General features: G+C 66.1%; 8 protein-coding genes. 2 read left to right on the top strand and 6 right to left on the bottom strand.

Annotated features, from left to right (window positions below; genetic code table 11):
• Positions 1 to 30: 30 nt before the first annotated feature.
• From pbpC to argH, 4 genes are all read right to left on the bottom strand, one after another.
• Positions 31 to 2,298, bottom strand: a complete 2,268-nt coding sequence (gene pbpC / locus WH265_RS17515) for a penicillin-binding protein 1C (protein ID WP_339559106.1) — start codon at positions 2,296 to 2,298, stop codon at positions 31 to 33.
• Complete coding sequence (locus WH265_RS17510) at positions 2,295 to 8,264, bottom strand: alpha-2-macroglobulin family protein (RefSeq protein WP_339559105.1); 5,970 nt, start codon at positions 8,262 to 8,264, stop codon at positions 2,295 to 2,297. The genes pbpC and WH265_RS17510 overlap by 4 nt, the downstream gene beginning before the upstream one ends.
• Before the next feature lie 175 nt (positions 8,265 to 8,439).
• Positions 8,440 to 9,426 (bottom strand): Bug family tripartite tricarboxylate transporter substrate binding protein, encoded by a 987-nt coding sequence (locus WH265_RS17505; RefSeq protein WP_339559104.1) that lies wholly within the window; start codon positions 9,424 to 9,426, stop codon positions 8,440 to 8,442.
• A 41-nt stretch (positions 9,427 to 9,467) separates the two neighbouring features.
• Positions 9,468 to 10,925: an argininosuccinate lyase gene (gene argH / locus WH265_RS17500; RefSeq protein WP_339559103.1), complete on the bottom strand. Its 1,458-nt coding sequence runs from the start codon at positions 10,923 to 10,925 to the stop codon at positions 9,468 to 9,470.
• A gap of 122 nt (positions 10,926 to 11,047) precedes the next feature.
• On the opposite strand from argH, the gene WH265_RS17495 reads away from it, so the two are divergent.
• A complete protein-coding gene (locus tag WH265_RS17495) occupies positions 11,048 to 12,082 on the top strand; it encodes a sensor histidine kinase (RefSeq protein WP_021027571.1) in 1,035 nt (344 codons plus the stop codon).
• Positions 12,083 to 12,146: 64 nt separating this feature from the next.
• Positions 12,147 to 12,935 carry a LytR/AlgR family response regulator transcription factor gene (locus WH265_RS17490; RefSeq protein ID WP_339559102.1) on the top strand — a complete coding sequence of 263 codons (789 nt, stop codon included), beginning with the start codon at positions 12,147 to 12,149 and terminating at the stop codon, positions 12,933 to 12,935.
• Positions 12,936 to 12,960: 25 nt separating this feature from the next.
• Here the strand turns inward: WH265_RS17490 and WH265_RS17485 are convergent, their stop codons facing one another.
• Both WH265_RS17485 and polA read right to left on the bottom strand, forming a co-directional pair.
• Positions 12,961 to 13,917, bottom strand: coding sequence for a ZIP family metal transporter (locus tag WH265_RS17485; RefSeq protein ID WP_339559101.1), 957 nt, complete (start codon positions 13,915 to 13,917; stop codon positions 12,961 to 12,963).
• A gap of 238 nt (positions 13,918 to 14,155) precedes the next feature.
• The gene (gene polA, locus WH265_RS17480) at positions 14,156 to 16,960 is read right to left on the bottom strand and encodes a DNA polymerase I (protein WP_339559100.1); all 2,805 of its coding nucleotides are present in this window, start codon (positions 16,958 to 16,960) and stop codon (positions 14,156 to 14,158) included.
• Positions 16,961 to 16,978: the final 18 nt, after the last annotated feature.

Raw genomic sequence — 16,978 nt, 5'->3', positions numbered from 1 at the left:
GCAGTCCGCTTGCGCGGGCTGCCGCATCTTTTAGCGCTTGGCCTGTTTGACGCCTGCGCCGCGCACTTCCAGGCGGATGCTGTCCAGCACTTTGCCCTGCGCATTGACCAGCTCCACCTGGTGGCGGCCCGGCCAGGGCAGCCAGGCCCAGCGCGCGCCGCGCGCAACATCCTTGCCATCGATGCGCCAGCGCGCAGCGGCCGAATCGGCGACAAACTGCAGGCGCTGTCGCTCGGGTGGAATGTCCGGGTCCACCGCGACAATCGTGCCGTTGGCCGGGGCCAGAATGCGCACCGCAGGCGGTGCTGCCGAGCCAGTGCCGTCGGCCGATCGCCCGGCAAAGCTGCGGCCGCCCACCATCTCATCGACCCCGGTCGCCTGGCCATCGAGCGCAAAGCGCGGCTGCGCGGTGCCGGCCAGGAACCACTCCTCACGCCGCGCCTCCAGCGCAAAGCCGGCACCCGATTGCCCAGCAGGCGCCGGGCCAAAATCCACCCATTGCGCCTGCAAACCGGCCGGCGGCTTGGGCGCACGGCTGGGCTGGCCCTGGTGCAAAAAGCCCATGATGCTGGCCCAGACGGGTGCCGCGCCGCTGGTGCCGCTGACCGAATGCATGGCCTCGCCGCTGGCATTGCCGACCCAGACGCCCACCGTGTAGCGGTCTGACCAGCCGACGGCCCAGTTGTCGCGCATGTCCTTGCTGGTGCCGGTTTTCACCGCCGCCCAGCTGCGCGTGCCCAGCACGCTATCGAGGCCAAAGGTGCGCACGCGGGCATTGCCATCGGCCAGCATATCGCCCACCACATAGGCGGCACCCGCATCCATGGCCTGGCGGAACTGCGGCTTGCCGCCGCGCGCATAGGCCACCGGGCTGTAGCGCCCGCCATTGGCCAGTGCGCGGTAGGCATTGGTCAGCTGCACCAGCGGAATATCAGGGCTGCCCAGCGCCAGGCTGTAGCCAAAATAGCTGCCGCTCTCGCGCATCGGCATGCCTAGGCGCACCAGCTGGTCAAAGAAATCGTCCACGCCCACCATCACCAGGGTGCGCACCGCTGGCACATTGAGCGAGGCGCCCAGCGCCGTGCGCACCGACACCCAGCCTTTGAAGCTGCGGTCGTAGTTCTGCGGAATATAGAGGCCGCTGGCCGTCGGAATGCGCGCGGGCGAATCCTCGATCAAGGACGCAGCCGTCAGCTTGTGCTCGGCAATTGCCTGGCCATAGAGAAAGGGCTTCAAGGTCGAGCCCGGCTGGCGCGGCGCCAGCACCGCATCGACCGCATGTGCCTGGCTCAGTGCGCCGGAGGACCCCACCCAGGCCAGCACCTCGCCGCTGGCGTTGTCCAGCACCAGCACCGCGCCGTCCTGCACATTGCTGCCCTGCAAGGCCTGCAGGTGCTGGCCCAGCATATCGACCGCATAGCGCTGCAGCGGCGCGCTCAAGGTGGTGCGCAGGCTGGCCATGGCCGCCTGCTGGGTTTTGCCATCCGCGCCTTGCCGTGCCTCGCGCAGCGCAATGCGGCTGAAGTGCGGCGCAATGCCTTCGCTGGCATCAAAGGCGCGCTTTTTCAGCGCGATCTCGGTGAAGAACACAATCGCTTCGCAGTCCAGCTTGGGATCGCGCCGCATCTCCTTGAGCACACCGCAGGCGCGCTGGCCCACCTGGCCGGGCCGCGCATTGGGCGCGCGCACCAGCGCAGCGGCTACGGCGGCCTCGCGGTCGTCAAGGCCATGGGGGGCCTTGTCAAACAGGGTGCGCGACAGCGCATCAATGCCCACCAGCTCGCCCCGGAATGGCACCAGGTTCAGGTAGGCCTCCAGGATCTGGGTCTTCTGCCAGCGCCTATCCAGCACCTGGGCGGCCACCGTCTGGCCCACCTTTTGCACCACCGAGCGGCCACCATTGCTGCGCCGCCAGTCGCCGTCAAGCAGGCCGGCCAGCTGCATGCTGATGGTGCTGGCCCCGCGTGTGCGCTGGTTCCAGAGGTTGCCCCAGGCAGCCGATGTGACGGCCGCCCAGTCCACGCCACTGTGCTCGTAAAAGCGCTTGTCCTCGCTCAGCAGCATGGCGGTGCGCAGCGCGGCCGATACATCGCCCAGCGCCACCCAGTCACCCCGGCGCACCGTGCTGTCGGTGCGCACCCGCTGCAGCAGCTCGCCTTCGCGCGACAGCACCCGCGTCTCCGACGAGCTGAAGTCCTGCCGCACCTCGCCAAAGCTGGGCACGGCCTGGGCCAGCGGCGCCTGCAGCAGGCAGGCCAGGGCCAGCAGCCGCCAGCAGGTTATAGCGCGCAGCCTCATGGCGCCACGGGCACAACCGTCACCTTGGGGTTGGGTGCCATGCCGAACATCTCGGGCGCATACAGCGCTTCGACGCGGGTCGATGGCAGCGCAAACTCACCGGTGTTGTTGACGCGGTAGCTGTACTGCAGGCTGAGCTTGCCCTGTGGCAGGTAGCCGTAGTAGGCGCGGTAGCTTTCGAAGGAGCGCTCCTCGAACGCCTTCCAGCCCCAGCCGGTCGATTTCTCGCCGGCGGTGGACAGCGCCGAGTCCCGGCCCAGGCCGCTGCCCAGGATGGTGGCGCCGCCCGGGATCGGATCGGTGATCGCCACCCAGGTCATGTTGGCGCTGGCATTCACCTCCAGGGTCACGCGCAGCACATCGCCCCGGGTGTACTGGCCGGCGGGCAGGTTCTTGTTGGCCTGCTCCACCGCCACCACGGTCTTGCTGATGGTGTAGCCGGCCGACAGCGGCTGCTTGAGCGGCACGGCCGCCTGCGACTGCACCGTCAGCCAGGGCTTGCCGCTGCCCTTTTGCTGCACCTTGAGGCTCTGGTTGCCAGCGGCCCAAGGCAGGTCAATGGTGTTGTTCAGCCACTGCGCGACCTGCTCGGTCGGGCCAGGCGTGCGCTTGCCGCCTTGCGCCAGCAGCTCGATCGCATCCTGCGCCTTGGTCACGCGGCTCCAGTCCACGGTGCCGGACTTGCCGGCCATGCTGGCCTCGGTGGTGCCGGTCACCGGGGTCGACTCATAGGTGCGCGAGAAGCGCTCCAGCGCCAGCGCGCCCCAGAGGTTGGCCGTGGTCGTCGTCCAGGCACCGCTCTTCTGGCGGCTGATGAAGCTACTGGCCAGGCGCGGCATGTCGTCCTTCCAGGCCGGGTCGTCCATCACCACCAGCAGGAAACGCGCCAAGGTGGTGTCGCCGTTTTGCATCAGCCACCACCAGTAGTCGTTGTTCTCGTTGGCGAACAGCACCTTGGTGCCCTGGTAACTCAGGCGTGCGCGCAGGATCTGGTTGGCCTCTTCGAGCAGCTTGCTGCGGTTGGGCACATCCTTCATGTGGCCCAGGATGGACAGCCAGTCCACCACGGTCTGGGTGGGCCAGTCATTGGGCGCAATCTGGATGCTGGTCAGCATGCGCGGCTGCGCCTTGCCATACAGCGCCAAGGCGTTGATAGCGGCGAGCTTGCGCACTTCCAGGTCGGAGCGTGGGCTCCAGAACTTGCGCTCGATGCGGCCATCGATGAAGCGCGCCAGCGCGTCCTGCATGCGGCCCAGCGGCGCAGGGGGAATAGCAAAGGCCGGGTCGATGCGCTTCATCTCGAAAGCGGCCTGCAGCAGGTGGGCGGTCAGCGCATCGCTGCCGGTGTTGCTGCTTCCCGCTTGCGGCGGGAAGTAGTTGGCCAGGCCATCGCCATCCAGGTAGGTGGGCAGGCGCTCCATCGTGCTCTTCCACAGCGCTGCATCCTGCATGCCGATGGATTTGCTCGTGGTCTGCTCCAGGCAGGCGTAAGGGTAGGCACGCCACCAGTCACGCACACCGGGCAGGCCTTCTGCCAGGCGCGGCACCAGCGACAGCTTCAGGCCACCACGGCCGGGCAAGGCATCGGCCGGTGCGCTCACCGGCATATCCAGGCTGCCATCGAGCTGCACCAGGGTGGCCTGCAGGGTCTCCACCGCAACAGCAGGCACCACACGCTGGCTGACCTTGAGCGCATCGGCGGCATCGCCCTGCTTGTCTTTGGCGCTGATCTCCCAGAGCAGCTCGCCCTGGCGGCTTTGCGACATGTCGGCAGGCGCCGTCACGCTCCAGCTCACAGTGCGGGCCTCGTTCGCGGCCACTTCCACCGTCTGCGGCTCGAGCTGCAGCAAGGTCGCCTTGGGGGTCACCAGCACCTGCATGGGCTTGCTGGTGGTGTTGCGCAGGGTGACCTGGGCGTCATAGCGGTCGCCATCGCGCACCAGCGGCGGCAGGCCGCTGATGATCTGCAGCTCCTGCGTGGTGCGGATCTGCGTCGTGCCGGTGCCAAACAGCTCCAGCCCGCTCTCGGCCACGGCCACGATCTTGAAGCTGGTCAGCGCATCGTTGAGCGGCACATCGACCTCGGCGCGGCCGTTCGCATCCAGCACCACATTGGGCTGCCATAGCAGCAGGGTGTCGAGCAGCTCGCGGGTCTGGCCATTGCCACCACCACCGCCTGCCGCCACGGCCTTGCGGCCGTAGTGGCGCCGGCCAATGATTTCCATCTGGGCGGTGGAGGTCTCCACGCCCCAGGAACGCTTTTGGTACATGGCTTCGAGCAGTGCCCAGGTGTCATTGCTCTTGAGCTCCAGCAAGGCCTGGTCCACGGCCGCCACCGACACGGCCGCGCCCGCAGCCGGCTTGCCATTGGGCAGCTTGGCTTCGATGGTCACCTTGGCGGTATTGCGAATGCGGTAGCTTTCCTTGTCACTCTTGACGGTCACGGCCAGCTGGCGGTCGGCAATGCCGACGCGTATCTCGGCCGCGCCCAGGCGGTAGGCGGGCTTGGACAGGTCCACCAGCGCGGTGGGCGCCACATACTCTTTGCCCTCGTACCAGAACGAGGTCCACCACTCACGCGGCGACTTGAAGCCCCAGGTGAAGAAGCTGTACCAGGGCACTTCGCGCAGGCGACCGCGCAGCGCCATCACGCTGACATAGACATTCGGGCCCCAGCCCTCTTGCACCTTCAGGTGGACCGTGGGGTCATCGCCGCGCAGGGTGATCACCTGGCTGGAGAGCACGCCTTCGCGCTCCACCGTCACCAGCGCCGTCGCCTCGCGGAACGGCATGCGCACCTGGAAGCGCGCGGTGTCGCCCACCTTGTAGGATTTCTTCTCCGGCAGCAGGTCCATGCGGTCGGTGTCTTCACCGCCAAACCAGAGCTCGCCCTGCTTGGTCACCCAGACCGAGGTCGCAGCCTTGGAGCTGCGGCTCTTGTCATCCGTCGCCTCGGCGATCAGCTCGGTCTCGCCGCCTTCGCTCAGCTGGGTGCTGCAATCGAGCAGGCCCTTGGCATCGCTCTTGCCGCTGCAGACCACGCCCAGGTCCTTGTAGCTCTCATGGTTCTCGTAGCTGTAGAAGCCGCCCACCATGCGCTTGCGCGTGGAGGTGACCACACGCGCCACCGCGCGCACCTGCAGCTTGACGCCGGAGACGGGCTTGCCCGACGGCGTCAGCGACAGCGCCTGGAAGCTCAGCTTCTTGTCGGTGGAGGCCCAGTTCTCGGCCTTGATGCCGGCGACCACCGAGGCGGGCCAGATCACGCTGTGGTGGCTGATGGTCTGCACCTCACCATTCGGATCGGAAAAACTCGCCTCCAGCAGCAGATCCTGCGGCGCCACGGAGCTGGGCACCTGCTCGATCTCGGCCTTGCCCACGCCATTGGCATCCAGGGTCAGCGCCAGCTTGTCGGCAATCACGCGGCGGTCGTTGCTGTAGTCCTCGCCATCGTTGCCCGCGCCGGGCAGCTTGCGGCTCAGATAGGGCCGGCCAAACGAGAAGCTGTCGTAGTCCTCAAAGCTCACCGCATGCGACTGGATCGCGGCTGAGACCTTGACGGCCTCCTTGGCCGCTGCGCCGCCCGAGAGGTAGGACAACTGCACCTGGGCGCCCAGCTTGCCCGGCTGCACGATGGGCGCAGGCTGGTCCGGCGTCACGCTGCCCTTGAACACCGGCAGGCGGTACTCTTCCACCCGGAACGAGCCGGTCTGCATCTCCATCGAGCCCCATTTGCCCTTGCCGCCCTTGAGCGTGATGCGGTAGGTGCCCAGCTTGGCGGCTTTGGGAATCTTGAACTCGGACACGGCCGACAGGCCCTGGCCCGGGCGCTCCCAGCTGATGGGCAGCTCAAACTCGTCATTGCTGCCCACATGGGTGATGACCACCTGGTTGGGCAACTGCTCCTTGCCGGGCAGGCCCAGGCCGCCCATGGTCTGGCTGCGGATCAGGTGCTTCATCGACACCGTCTCGCCAGCGCGCAGCAGGCTGCGGTCCAGCACCGTGTGGGCGACCACATCCTGCACGGGGCTGCTGTCGGTCTCGAGGTTGAAGCGCCAGCTCTCGATGCCGCGCTGCCAGTCGCTCCAGACAAAGGCCATGTCCTGCTTGCCGTCCACCGTGGCGCGCGCGCTCACAAAGTAGGCAGCGCTGGTGTCGCTGTTGGCGCCCGCCTCGCAGCGCACCTGCGCCTGGGTGTCGAGCTTGTCAAAACGGGCCACGCCGTCCTTGTCGGTCGTGCCCTGCACCAGCGTCTTGCCGTCGCAGGTAGAGATGCGTACCTGGGCATTGGCCACCGGCTTACCCTTGTCCAGGCTGGTCACCCAGGCCATCGCGTTTTCACGCCCCAGCTTGAAGTGCACGCCCAGGTTGGTCACCAGCGCCGAGCTGCGCACAAACATCACGCGGCGGGCGCTGTCGTAGTCGGTGTTGAGCAGTGCGTCGCCCAGCATCGGCGAGGCGATTTCGACCACATGGAAACCGGTCTCCAGCGGAATGCCCACCACCTCGAAGGGGCGCGGGTCCTTGCTGTCGGTCTTGGGCAGCGCCAGCTTCTTGCTGGTCGCCTGGCCTTCGAGCAGCGAGAGCATGCGGGTCTCGACATAGTTCTTGTCGCCATCGGGCAGCACATTGGGCAGCGGGATCTTGCTGTCCTGCGCCGCCTGCTTGCGGCTGACCTGCCAGTTGTCATAGCGCTGGAGCTTGCGGTACCAGCGGATGATGTCGGCATCGCTTTGCAGCTGCAGGGTCGAGACAGTGCCCTTGTCCTCGATCGACAAGCCCTGGATCTGCAGGTCCTGCTCGACATTGCGCAGGGTCACCGGGAACATCGCCGGGCCCTTGTCGCCTTCGGCAAAGCGCTCGACCACGCCAAACGGCGAGGCGGCAAACTTGGCCAGCGGCGGCATCAGGCCGCTTTGTACCTGCAGCGGGAACAGATTGGCATTGGCCAGCGGCCGGTCCGATTCGTCCTTGAAGCCCTGGGGCAGCACGATGCGCATCGTCTCCTTCTCACCAAAAGGCGGCGCAAACTGCAGGCGGTTGACCTCGCCCTCTTCGCCGTCATCGGGGAAGCTGGCCTTGACCTTACCCTTGGAGGTCTCCAGGAAGATGCCTTCTGCGAGCTTGCGGTCCACCGAAGCGCTAAAGAGCAGGTTGAGCGGGCGGATCGGCAGGCAGCCGGCCTGCGCATTGGCGCGCTCGCAGCTGAACTCGGCCGTGAACGGCGGGCGTACCTGGTAGTCAAAGCGGCGTTCGCGGCTCTGCTTGACGCCGTTGTCGGTGCTCACCCCCGCGCCCACCACCAGGCTCATCTGCGCACCCTCGGGCAAGGCGCGCTGGCATTGCAAGGCCACATGGCGGCGCGGCCGCTGCTGCAAGCTATCGCGGCCAAACTGGCTTTGCATGAAGTCATCGGACTCCGAGGCGGAGAGGATGCGCACTGGAATGCGCTCCCCAATGCCCTTGACCGTGCACCAGGTGCTGTCCTGCACCGAGCTGGTCACGACATCGGCATTGAACTGCAGGCCAAAGAACTGGCGGCTGTCGAGCGGCTGGTAGCTGCTGGGCACCACGCGCGTCACCGACGGCCCTCCGGTGGCAAAGCGGTACTGGGCCGCGCCCTTGACCGGCTCGCCAGCGGCATCCTTGAGGTTGGCGACCTTTTCGACCGTGCAGCGCACACCGGGCGGCAGGTCATCGGCCAGGTCAAACACCCATTCCCGGGGGCCCGTCCAGCGTCCCGTCCCCTGGCTCTGGGCCTGTTTGTTGTCGCAGTCCAGCTTGACGGGCGCTGTTGCACGCAGATCGCCCATCGGCACCACGGCCGCATCGAACTTGACGACTATTTGCCGGACCCGGGCCACCTCGCCCTGCGGTGACACCGATGTGATGCTTGTGGCATGGGCCGACAGGCCCAGCGCGGCCCAGCCGGCGCCCGCCAGCCAGCGTTGTAATGTTGTATTCACGGAGCTCTCCCCTAGGATGGTGAGAGCGTACCAAAATTAGCCTGCGCCAGTGTTGGCTGGCCGCCCAGGGCAGCCAGGTGTTTCATTTGGCAACAAGATGAGCCTATTTATTGGGCTTGTGGCTTGCCAGGGCTCTGCCGATGCATGCCCTGCTGCCCAACAGCGCCAGTCCAGCTCACTGGGGCTGGAAGCCGCTGTCGCGGATGATGCGGGTCCAGACGGCCGAATAGGCGCGCTCGCGGGCCAGTAGCTGCTCGGGCGTCATATAGCCCACGCTCAGCCCCATGCCCACCAGCTGCTCATGCACATCGGGGGCGGCCACGGCCTTGGCAACCGCCTGCGATACGGCCTGCACCATCTCGGGGGGCGTGCCAGCGGCGGCATAGATGCCGTAGTAGGGCATGTCTTCCAGGCCCGACAGACCCAGTTCGCTCAAGGTGGGCACATCGGGCAAGGCCTGCTGGCGCTTGCCGCCCAGTACGGCCAGCACGCGGATCTTGCCGGCCTTGTGGCTTTCAATGAAATCCTGCACCGAGCCAATGCCGGCTGGGATCTGGTTGCCCATCATGTCGGCCAGCATGGGCGCGCTGCCCCGGTACGGCACGGACACCAGGTCGGTCTTGAAGCGCTGGTTCAGCACCCGCACCAAAAATTCCGGCGTTGATGCCGGCGCCGGAATGCCCACCGCACTCTTGCCGCCCTGCTTTTTGAGCCACTGCAAATAGGCATCGAACGTGCGCAGGCCCAGGCCGTCGGAGACCGCAATCGCATTGACAAAGCTGGCAAAACCGGCCACCGGCACAAAGTCCGCATGCGGGTCAAACCCTGGGTTCTTGACGACCTGGGGCAGGATGGAGATCGTGTGGTCGTGGGTGACGAAGAAGGTCGCGCCATCGGCTGGCGAGGCCTTGAGGATCTGGGCCGCAATCTGGCCGCCCGCGCCGGGCTTGTTCTCGACCACGACCGAGGTGCCCAGGCTGTCCTTCATCTTCTCGGCCAGCAGGCGCGCGATCACATCGGTGCCGCCGCCCGGTGGAAAGCCCACCAGCAGGCGCACCGGCTTGCCCTTGTTGTAGCCCGCCGCCCAGCTGGGAGCAGCCAGCCACCCGGCCGCAGCAGCGGCCAGCAGTTGTTGGGAGAAATGGCGGCGGCGCAAGGACATGCTGAGCTTTCAGGAAAAAGGACAGGCTATACAAGCACGACTTATGCCAGGCGCGTGCGGTGCTTGGCCAGCTGGGCACGCACCTGCACGGGCGCCGTGCCACCCAAGGTGTTGCGCGCATTCAGCGAGCCTTTGAGGCTCAGCGCTTCGAACACGTCGGCTTCGATGTTGGGGTTGAAGGCCTGCAGCTCGGCCAGCGGCAGCTCAGTCAGGTCCACACCCTTTTGCGAGGCCAGCTTGACGGCATGGGCCACGGTCTCGTGGGCATCGCGGAAAGGCAGGCCCTTCTTGACCAGGTAGTCGGCCAGGTCGGTGGCGGTGGCATAGCCCTTGAGCGCTGCGGCACGCATGTTGTCGGCGTTGACGGTGATGCCGCCTTCCTTGGCGCCGGTCGCAGGGTTGACCTGGCCGCCGATCATCTCGGCGAAGATGCGCAAGGTGTCCTTCAAGGTGTCGACGGTGTCGAACAGCGGCTCCTTGTCTTCCTGGTTGTCCTTGTTGTAGGCCAGGGGCTGGCCCTTCATCAAGGTGATCAGGCCCATCAGGTGGCCGACCACGCGGCCGGTCTTGCCGCGCGCCAGCTCGGGCACATCGGGGTTCTTCTTTTGCGGCATGATCGACGAGCCGGTGGTGAAGCGGTCGGCAATGCGCACAAAGCCAAAGTTCTGGCTCATCCAGATGATCAGCTCTTCCGACAGGCGGCTGATGTGCACCATGCACAGCGAGGCCGCTGCGCTGAACTCAATCGCGAAATCGCGGTCGCTGACGCCGTCCAGCGAGTTCTGGGACACGCCTTCCATGCCCAGGGTCTGGGCCACACGCTCGCGGTCCAGCGGGTAGGTGGTGCCGGCCAGTGCGGCGCTGCCCAGCGGCAGCACATTGACGCGCTTGCGCACATCCAGCATGCGCTCGGCATCACGCTTGAACATTTCCACATAGGCCAGCAGGTGGTGCGCAAAGCTCACCGGCTGGGCCACCTGCAGGTGGGTAAAGCCCGGCAGGATCACGTCGACATTCTTCTCGGCCACTTCCACCAGCGACAGCTGCAGCTCACCCAGCAGGCCTTCGATCAGGTCGATCTCACCGCGCAGCCACAGGCGCACATCGGTGGCGACCTGGTCATTGCGGCTGCGGCCGGTGTGCAGGCGCTTGCCGGCATCGCCCACCAGCTGGGTCAGGCGCGCTTCGATGTTCAGGTGCACGTCTTCCAGGTCCAGCTTCCACTCAAAGCTGCCCGCTTCGATCTCCGAGGTGATCTGCGCCATGCCTTGCTCGATGGAGGCCAGGTCCTGCTCGCCGATGATCTTCTGTGCGCAGAGCATCTGCGCGTGGGCCAGGCTGCCCTGGATGTCTGCCTGCCACAGGCGCTTGTCGAAAAACACACTGGAGGTGTAGCGCTTGACCAGATCGCTCATGGGTTCGGAGAACAGCGCCGACCAGGCTTCGGACTTGGAATCGAGCTGGTTGTGCGAAGGAGACGAAGCTTGTGGTGTAGACATGAAGGTCGCAATATTCGGGTTAAGCTGCCAGTTGCGCTGCGGAAACACAGCCTCCGGTGCTGTGCCTGAGGCCCGCCAAAGCCCTGGGCGAAAAACCAGGATTTTATCGACCCTGCACGACCATGCCAGCAACATCAACTAATCCAGCACCACGCGAAGCCATCGTCGGCACCGCCTATGTGTTTGATGCCTGCACCGCCAGCGTGATCGGCCGCACCGTGGCCCTGGTCGAGACTGTGGTGGCCATTGCCGCCGCCTTTGGTGCCAGCGGCCTGGCCGACTGGTTCTTTCAGCTGGCGCTGCTCACCGCCGTGGTGCTGCCCGCCAGCCTGCTGTGGCTGGTGCTGGCCTGCCAGCAAAAAAAGCTGCTGCAGCGCTGCAGCACGCAGCGGCAGTACCTGGCCGGGGCCGCGCTGGGCGTGGTCTGCGGGCTCTTGGCAGCCATGCTCTACCAGTGGGCCACCCTGTCGGCGCAAACGGCCTGGCTGGCCAGCGCAGCGGCCGGGGGCTTTTTGGCGGCGATGGTGGTGGTGGGCCTGCAGTGGCGCGCCCAGGCCCGCACGCCGGCGGCCACCACCGCGCGCCTGGCCGAGCTGCAGGCGCGCATCCGGCCGCACTTCCTCTTCAATGCGCTCAACAGCGCCATTGCGCTGGTGCAGGACCACCCGCAAAAAGCCGAGGCCATGCTCGAAGACCTGAGCGACCTGTTCCGCCATGCGCTGACCGAAAAGCGCGAGGCCTCGACCCTGGCCGAGGAGGTGATGCTGGCGCGCCGCTACCTGTCGATCGAGCAGATCCGCTTTGACGACCGCATGGCCGTGCGCTGGAACCTGGACTCGCGCGCCGATGCCGCCACCGTGCCGCCGCTGTTTTTGCAGCCGCTGGTGGAGAACGCCGTCAAGCACGGCATCGAGCCCAGCCATGGCCATGGACGCATCAGCATTGCCACGCGCCGGCGGGGCAATATGGTGCAGATCCAGATCATCAACACCACGCCGCGCCCCTTTAGCGCCCCCCAGCCCGAGCGGCGTGCCGGCACCGGCACAGCCATCCTGAATGTGAAAAAACGCCTGCGCCTGCTCTACGACCTCGAATACGACTTCAAGGCCACCAGCAAGGATGGCATCTACATGGTGCGCATCAGCATCCCTGCTTGAGCGGGTGCAACGACACGACGGCCGGTGTTGGCAGGCGGCACCGGGCTCCGCTAGCATAGCGGCCATGCGAGTATTGATTGTGGATGATGAAGCGCTGGCCCGAAGCCGGCTGCGGCGCCTGCTGGTCGAGATAACACCAGCGCCCAGCGCCGTGCACGAGGCCGCCAATGCCCCCGAGGCACTGCAGGCGCTGGCCAGCGCCGCAGCGCGGAGCGAGCCCTTTGATGTGCTGCTGCTGGACATCCATATGCCGGGGCACAGCGGCATGGAGCTGGCGCGCCAGCTGCAGCAGCAGCCCGCAGCCCCCGCCGTGGTCTTTGTCACCGCCCACCCCGAGCATGCGCTGAGCGCCTTCGAAGTCAATGCCGCCGACTACCTGACCAAGCCGGTGCGGCGCGAGCGCCTGGCCGCTGCGCTGCACAAGGTGGCCCTGGTCGCCCAGGCCCATGCGCTGCGCCAGGCGCCAGTCCAGACCGAGCCGGATGCCGAGACCGACAGCTTGCTGATCACCGACCGGGGCCGCACCGAGCGCGTGCGCCTGGCCGATGTGCTGTATTTCAAATCCGAGCTGAAGTATGTGACCGTGCGCACCGCCACCCATGCCTACCTGTGGTCGGGCAGCCTCAACGATCTGGAGACGCGCTTTGCCAAGCGCTATTTGCGCGTGCACCGCAATGCGCTGGTGGCGCCGTCTGCGATACGCTGCCTGGAAAAGGCCTGGGGCGGGGACGACAGCGACGGCTGGCAGCTGCGCCTGTTTGGCATCGAGGATGTGCTGCTGGTCTCGCGGCGCCAGCTGCCGGTGGTGCGGGCCTTGCTGGCCAACAAGGGCAGTGGCCTGCGCGCAGGCTGACCCCTACCCTTTCGCTTCTTCTATCTCAGTGCTTGTGCCCGTCGTGGTCGCCATGCGCATCCTGCGCGCCATGGGCCTCATGCTGCTCGGCCGGGCCGTGCGCATGGCCATGGTGGTCATGGTCGCCATGCGCCCAGGTGCTGACCGCGCTCACCACCACCATGCCGATGGCCAGCCAGACCACCTGCTGCACCGTCTGCTTGGCCGACAGCTGGCGCTGCAGCTGCGGGATCAGATCGGCCAGCGCCACATAGATAAAGCTGCTCGACGCAATGGCCAGGAAGTACGGCAGAAAATCCGCCAGTGAGCTGACCAGGAAATAGCCAACCACGCCGCCCAGCGCCGTCACCGCGCCGGCGAGCGACAGCTTGAGCAAGGCTACCTTGCTCTGGCTGCGGCTGCCATTGCCCGACAGCACCACCAGGTCACCCATGTGGTGGGGCACCTCATGGGCCAGCACCGAGATGGCCGCCACAATGCCCAGCCACATATCGGCCATGAAGGCCGACGCAATCAGGATGCCGTCGCCAAAGCAGTGCACGCTGTCGCCGGTCAGCAGCGACCAGCCGCCCGCGCTGTTGTTGTGCGTGTGGCCGTGGTGGTGGTGGGCATGGCCATGCGGGCCATCGGCGTGCTCGCCGTCCGCATGCTCGCCATGGGCATGGCCGCGCTCTTCGGGCAGCGCATGGCGGTGCTCATGGCCGTGGTGCCAGAGCTCCGCCTTGTCCAGCAAAAAGAAAAACACCAGCCCCAGCAGCAGCACCACAAACAGCGCCTTGGGGTTGATCTGGCTCTCGAAAGCCTCGGGCAGCAAATGCACAAAGGCGGTAGCGAGCAAGGCGCCTGCGGCCAGGCTCAGCAGGTGCTGGGCACCAAAGCGGCTGCCCTGGCTGCCAATGCCCGTGCGCATCAGCGCTGCGGCCACCCACACACTGCCCAAACCGGCAGCAAGGGTCGCCAGCACGATTGCGATCAAAGTCATGAAACCATCCTTCAGCGGGGCCGGGCTTGGCAAAAACGCCGCCAACCCGGGCCGGCCCATCGCTCATCCGCGCAGCCCCCGGGCACCCGTGCCCCCTCCAACATGCCGCGCATGGTAGCACTTTGTTGCAACGCAGTTGCATTAACCACCCCAAATCCTGTGCAGGTGACAGGACTTGGGGCGGCCCGAGTGGAACCTCTGCGACTGCGAGCACCACCCAGGATTGTGGACACCGGCGTCAGTGCGCCTTTTCCCAGTTCGGGCCAAAGCCGATCTCGGCGATCAACGGCACCTTCAGGTCGGCCACGCTGGCCATGATGGCCGGGATCTCCGTGCGCAGCCATTCCTGCTCGGCAGCGGGCAGCTCGAACACCAGTTCATCGTGCACCTGCATGATGACCAGCACCTCGGGCTTGTCTGCATCGAGCTTGGCCTGCACAGCGACCATGGCCTTCTTGATCAAATCGGCCGCCGTGCCCTGCATGGGGGCATTGATCGCAGCGCGCTCGGCCGCTTTCTTGCGCGGGCCATTGCCGCCATTGATCTCGGGTAGCACCAGGCGCCGGCCGAACACGGTCTCGACATAGCCCTGCGCATGGGCCAGCTCCACGGTCTGGTCCATATAGCGCTTGACGCCGGGGTAGCGCTGGAAGTACTTGTCGATATAGGCGGCAGCGGCCTTGGTCTCGATGCCCAGGTTCTTGGCCAGGCCAAAGCTGCTCATGCCATAGATCAGGCCAAAGTTGATGACCTTGGCATAGCGGCGCTGCTCGCTGCTGACCTGGTCCAGCGCCACGCCAAACACCTCGGCGGCGGTGGCGCGGTGCACATCCAGCCCATCGCGGAAGGCGTTGAGCAGCGCCTCGTCGCCCGACAGATGCGCCATGATGCGCAGCTCGATCTGCGAGTAGTCGGCACTGGCAATCAGCTTGCCCTCGGGCGCAACAAAGGCCTCGCGGATGCGGCGGCCTTCGGCGGTGCGCACAGGAATGTTCTGCAGGTTGGGGTCGTTGCTGGACAAGCGGCCCGTCACGGCCACCGCCTGCGCATAGTGGGTGTGCACGCGGCCATCGCTGGGCAAAGCCATCTGCGCGAGTTTGTCGGTATAGGTGCCCTTGAGCTTGGACAGCGAGCGGTGCTCCAGAATCTTGGCCGGCAGCGGGTAGTCCTCGGCCAGCTTCTCCAGCACTTCCTCGTCGGTGCTGCGCGCGCCGGTGGCGGTTTTCTTCACCACGGGCAGGCCGAGCTTGTCAAAAAAGATCTCGCCGAGCTGCTTGGGGCTGCTCAGGTTGAACTGCTGGCCGGCGATCTCATAGGCCTCGGCCTCCAGCGCCAGAATGCGGCGGCCCAGGTCATTGCTCTGGCGCGCCAGCTCGGGCGCATCGATGCGCACGCCATTGCGCTCGATGCGGAACAGCGCCTCGCTGGTCTGCATCTCCAGCGCATAGATATGCGCCAGGCCCGCATTGGCTTCGATGCGCGGCCACAGCACGCGGTGCACATCCAGGGTCTGGTCCGAGTCTTCGCAGCTGTAGGCCGCTGCCTTGTCCACCGGCACCTGGGCAAACGGGATCTGGCCCTTGCCCTTGCCGCAGAGGTCTTCGTAGCTGATGCCGGTGCGGCCGGTGTGGCGCAGCGCCAGGCTGCCCAGGTTGTGGGGGCGGTCGGCTTCGAGCACATAGGACTGCAGCATGGTGTCATGCGCATAGCCCTGCACGCGGATGCCATGGTTGGCCAGCACATGCTGGTCGTATTTGACATGCTGGCCCAGCTTCTTTTTGCTGGCGTCTTCCAGCCAGGGCTTGAGCTTGGCCAGCACCAGGTCGATGGGCAACTGCTCGGGCACATCCAGGCCTTCATGGCGCAGCGGCACGTAGGCCGCCTCACCCACCTGCACGCTGAACGAGATGCCGACGATGCGGGCCTGCATTTCGTCGAGCGAATCGGTTTCGGTGTCCAGCGCCGTCAGCTCGGCCGCCTGCAGTTTCAGCAGCCAGGCGTCCAGATCGGCCTCGGTCAGGATGGTGTGGTAGACCACATCGCGCTGCTGGGCCTCGATGGCCACCTCGGTCACGGCGGCATCGGCGCTGTCAAACAGGCCCGCCTGGCCGGACGCGCTGTCGCCCGTCGCCTTGGCGGACGCGGGGGTAGCGGCAGAGCCCAGCGCGCGCGCCAGGCCCTTGAAGCCATATTGCTCGTAGAACGGCACCAAGGCCACGGCATCGGGCTCGCCCAGGGTAATGCCATCGAAGGCAGGCAGGCCCTGGATATAGTCGTCCAGCGCGCAATCGGTCTTCATCGTCACCAACTGGCGGCTGAGCGCCAGCTGGCCGCTGGCGATCGCATCGCGCAGGTTCTGGCCAGCAACGCCCTTGATCGTGTCGGCCTTGGCAATCAGCTGGTCGAGCGAGCCGTGCTCCTCCAGCCACTTGGCGGCGGTCTTGGGGCCCACCTTGCTGACGCCGGGCACATTGTCCACCGTATCGCCCACCAGGGCCTGGTACTCCACCATCTGCGAGGGTGGCACGCCAAACTCGGCAGTGACGCCGGCGACATCGCGGCGCTTGCCGTTCATCGTGTCGATGATGGTCACATGCTCGTTGACCAGCTGGCTCAAGTCCTTGTCGCCGCTGGAGACGATGACCTGGATGCCCTGCTGCGAGGCCATCTGGGCCAGGGTGGCAATGACATCGTCGGCCTCGACGCCGGGCACGGCCAGGATCTTCCAGCCCAGCAGCTGCACCACCTCGTGGATCGGGGCGATCTGCGAGCGCAGGTCGTCGGGCATCGGCGAGCGCGTGGCCTTGTACTCAGTGTAGAGATCGTCGCGGAAGGTCGGGCCGCTGGCATCGAAAACACAGACGGCGTAGTCGGCCTGTATGTCTTTACGCAACGCCTGCATCATATTGACCATGCCGCGGATGGCGCCGGTGGCCGGGCTGGCAGAGTCGCCGGGAACCGCACGAAGGTCGGGCATGGCATGGTAGGCACGGTACAGATAGCTGGAACCGTCCACCAGCACTAAAGTAGGAGGATTACGCATATTGACATTGTGCCCGGT

The organism is Comamonas sp. MYb396, assembly GCF_037479555.1.
GTDB lineage: Bacteria > Pseudomonadota > Gammaproteobacteria > Burkholderiales > Burkholderiaceae_C > Comamonas.
This window is presented reverse-complemented; position numbering and strand designations above follow the sequence as displayed.

Coding starts and splice junctions, on each gene's coding strand:
- pbpC (WP_339559106.1), bottom strand. CDS start 2,298: ATGAGGCTGCGCGCTATAACCTGCTGGCGGCTGCTGGCCCTGGCCTGC.
- WH265_RS17505 (WP_339559104.1), bottom strand. CDS start 9,426: ATGTCCTTGCGCCGCCGCCATTTCTCCCAACAACTGCTGGCCGCTGCT.
- argH (WP_339559103.1), bottom strand. CDS start 10,925: ATGTCTACACCACAAGCTTCGTCTCCTTCGCACAACCAGCTCGATTCC.
- WH265_RS17495 (WP_021027571.1), top strand. CDS start 11,048: ATGCCAGCAACATCAACTAATCCAGCACCACGCGAAGCCATCGTCGGC.
- WH265_RS17490 (WP_339559102.1), top strand. CDS start 12,147: ATGCGAGTATTGATTGTGGATGATGAAGCGCTGGCCCGAAGCCGGCTG.
- WH265_RS17485 (WP_339559101.1), bottom strand. CDS start 13,917: ATGACTTTGATCGCAATCGTGCTGGCGACCCTTGCTGCCGGTTTGGGC.
- polA (WP_339559100.1), bottom strand. CDS start 16,960: ATGCGTAATCCTCCTACTTTAGTGCTGGTGGACGGTTCCAGCTATCTG.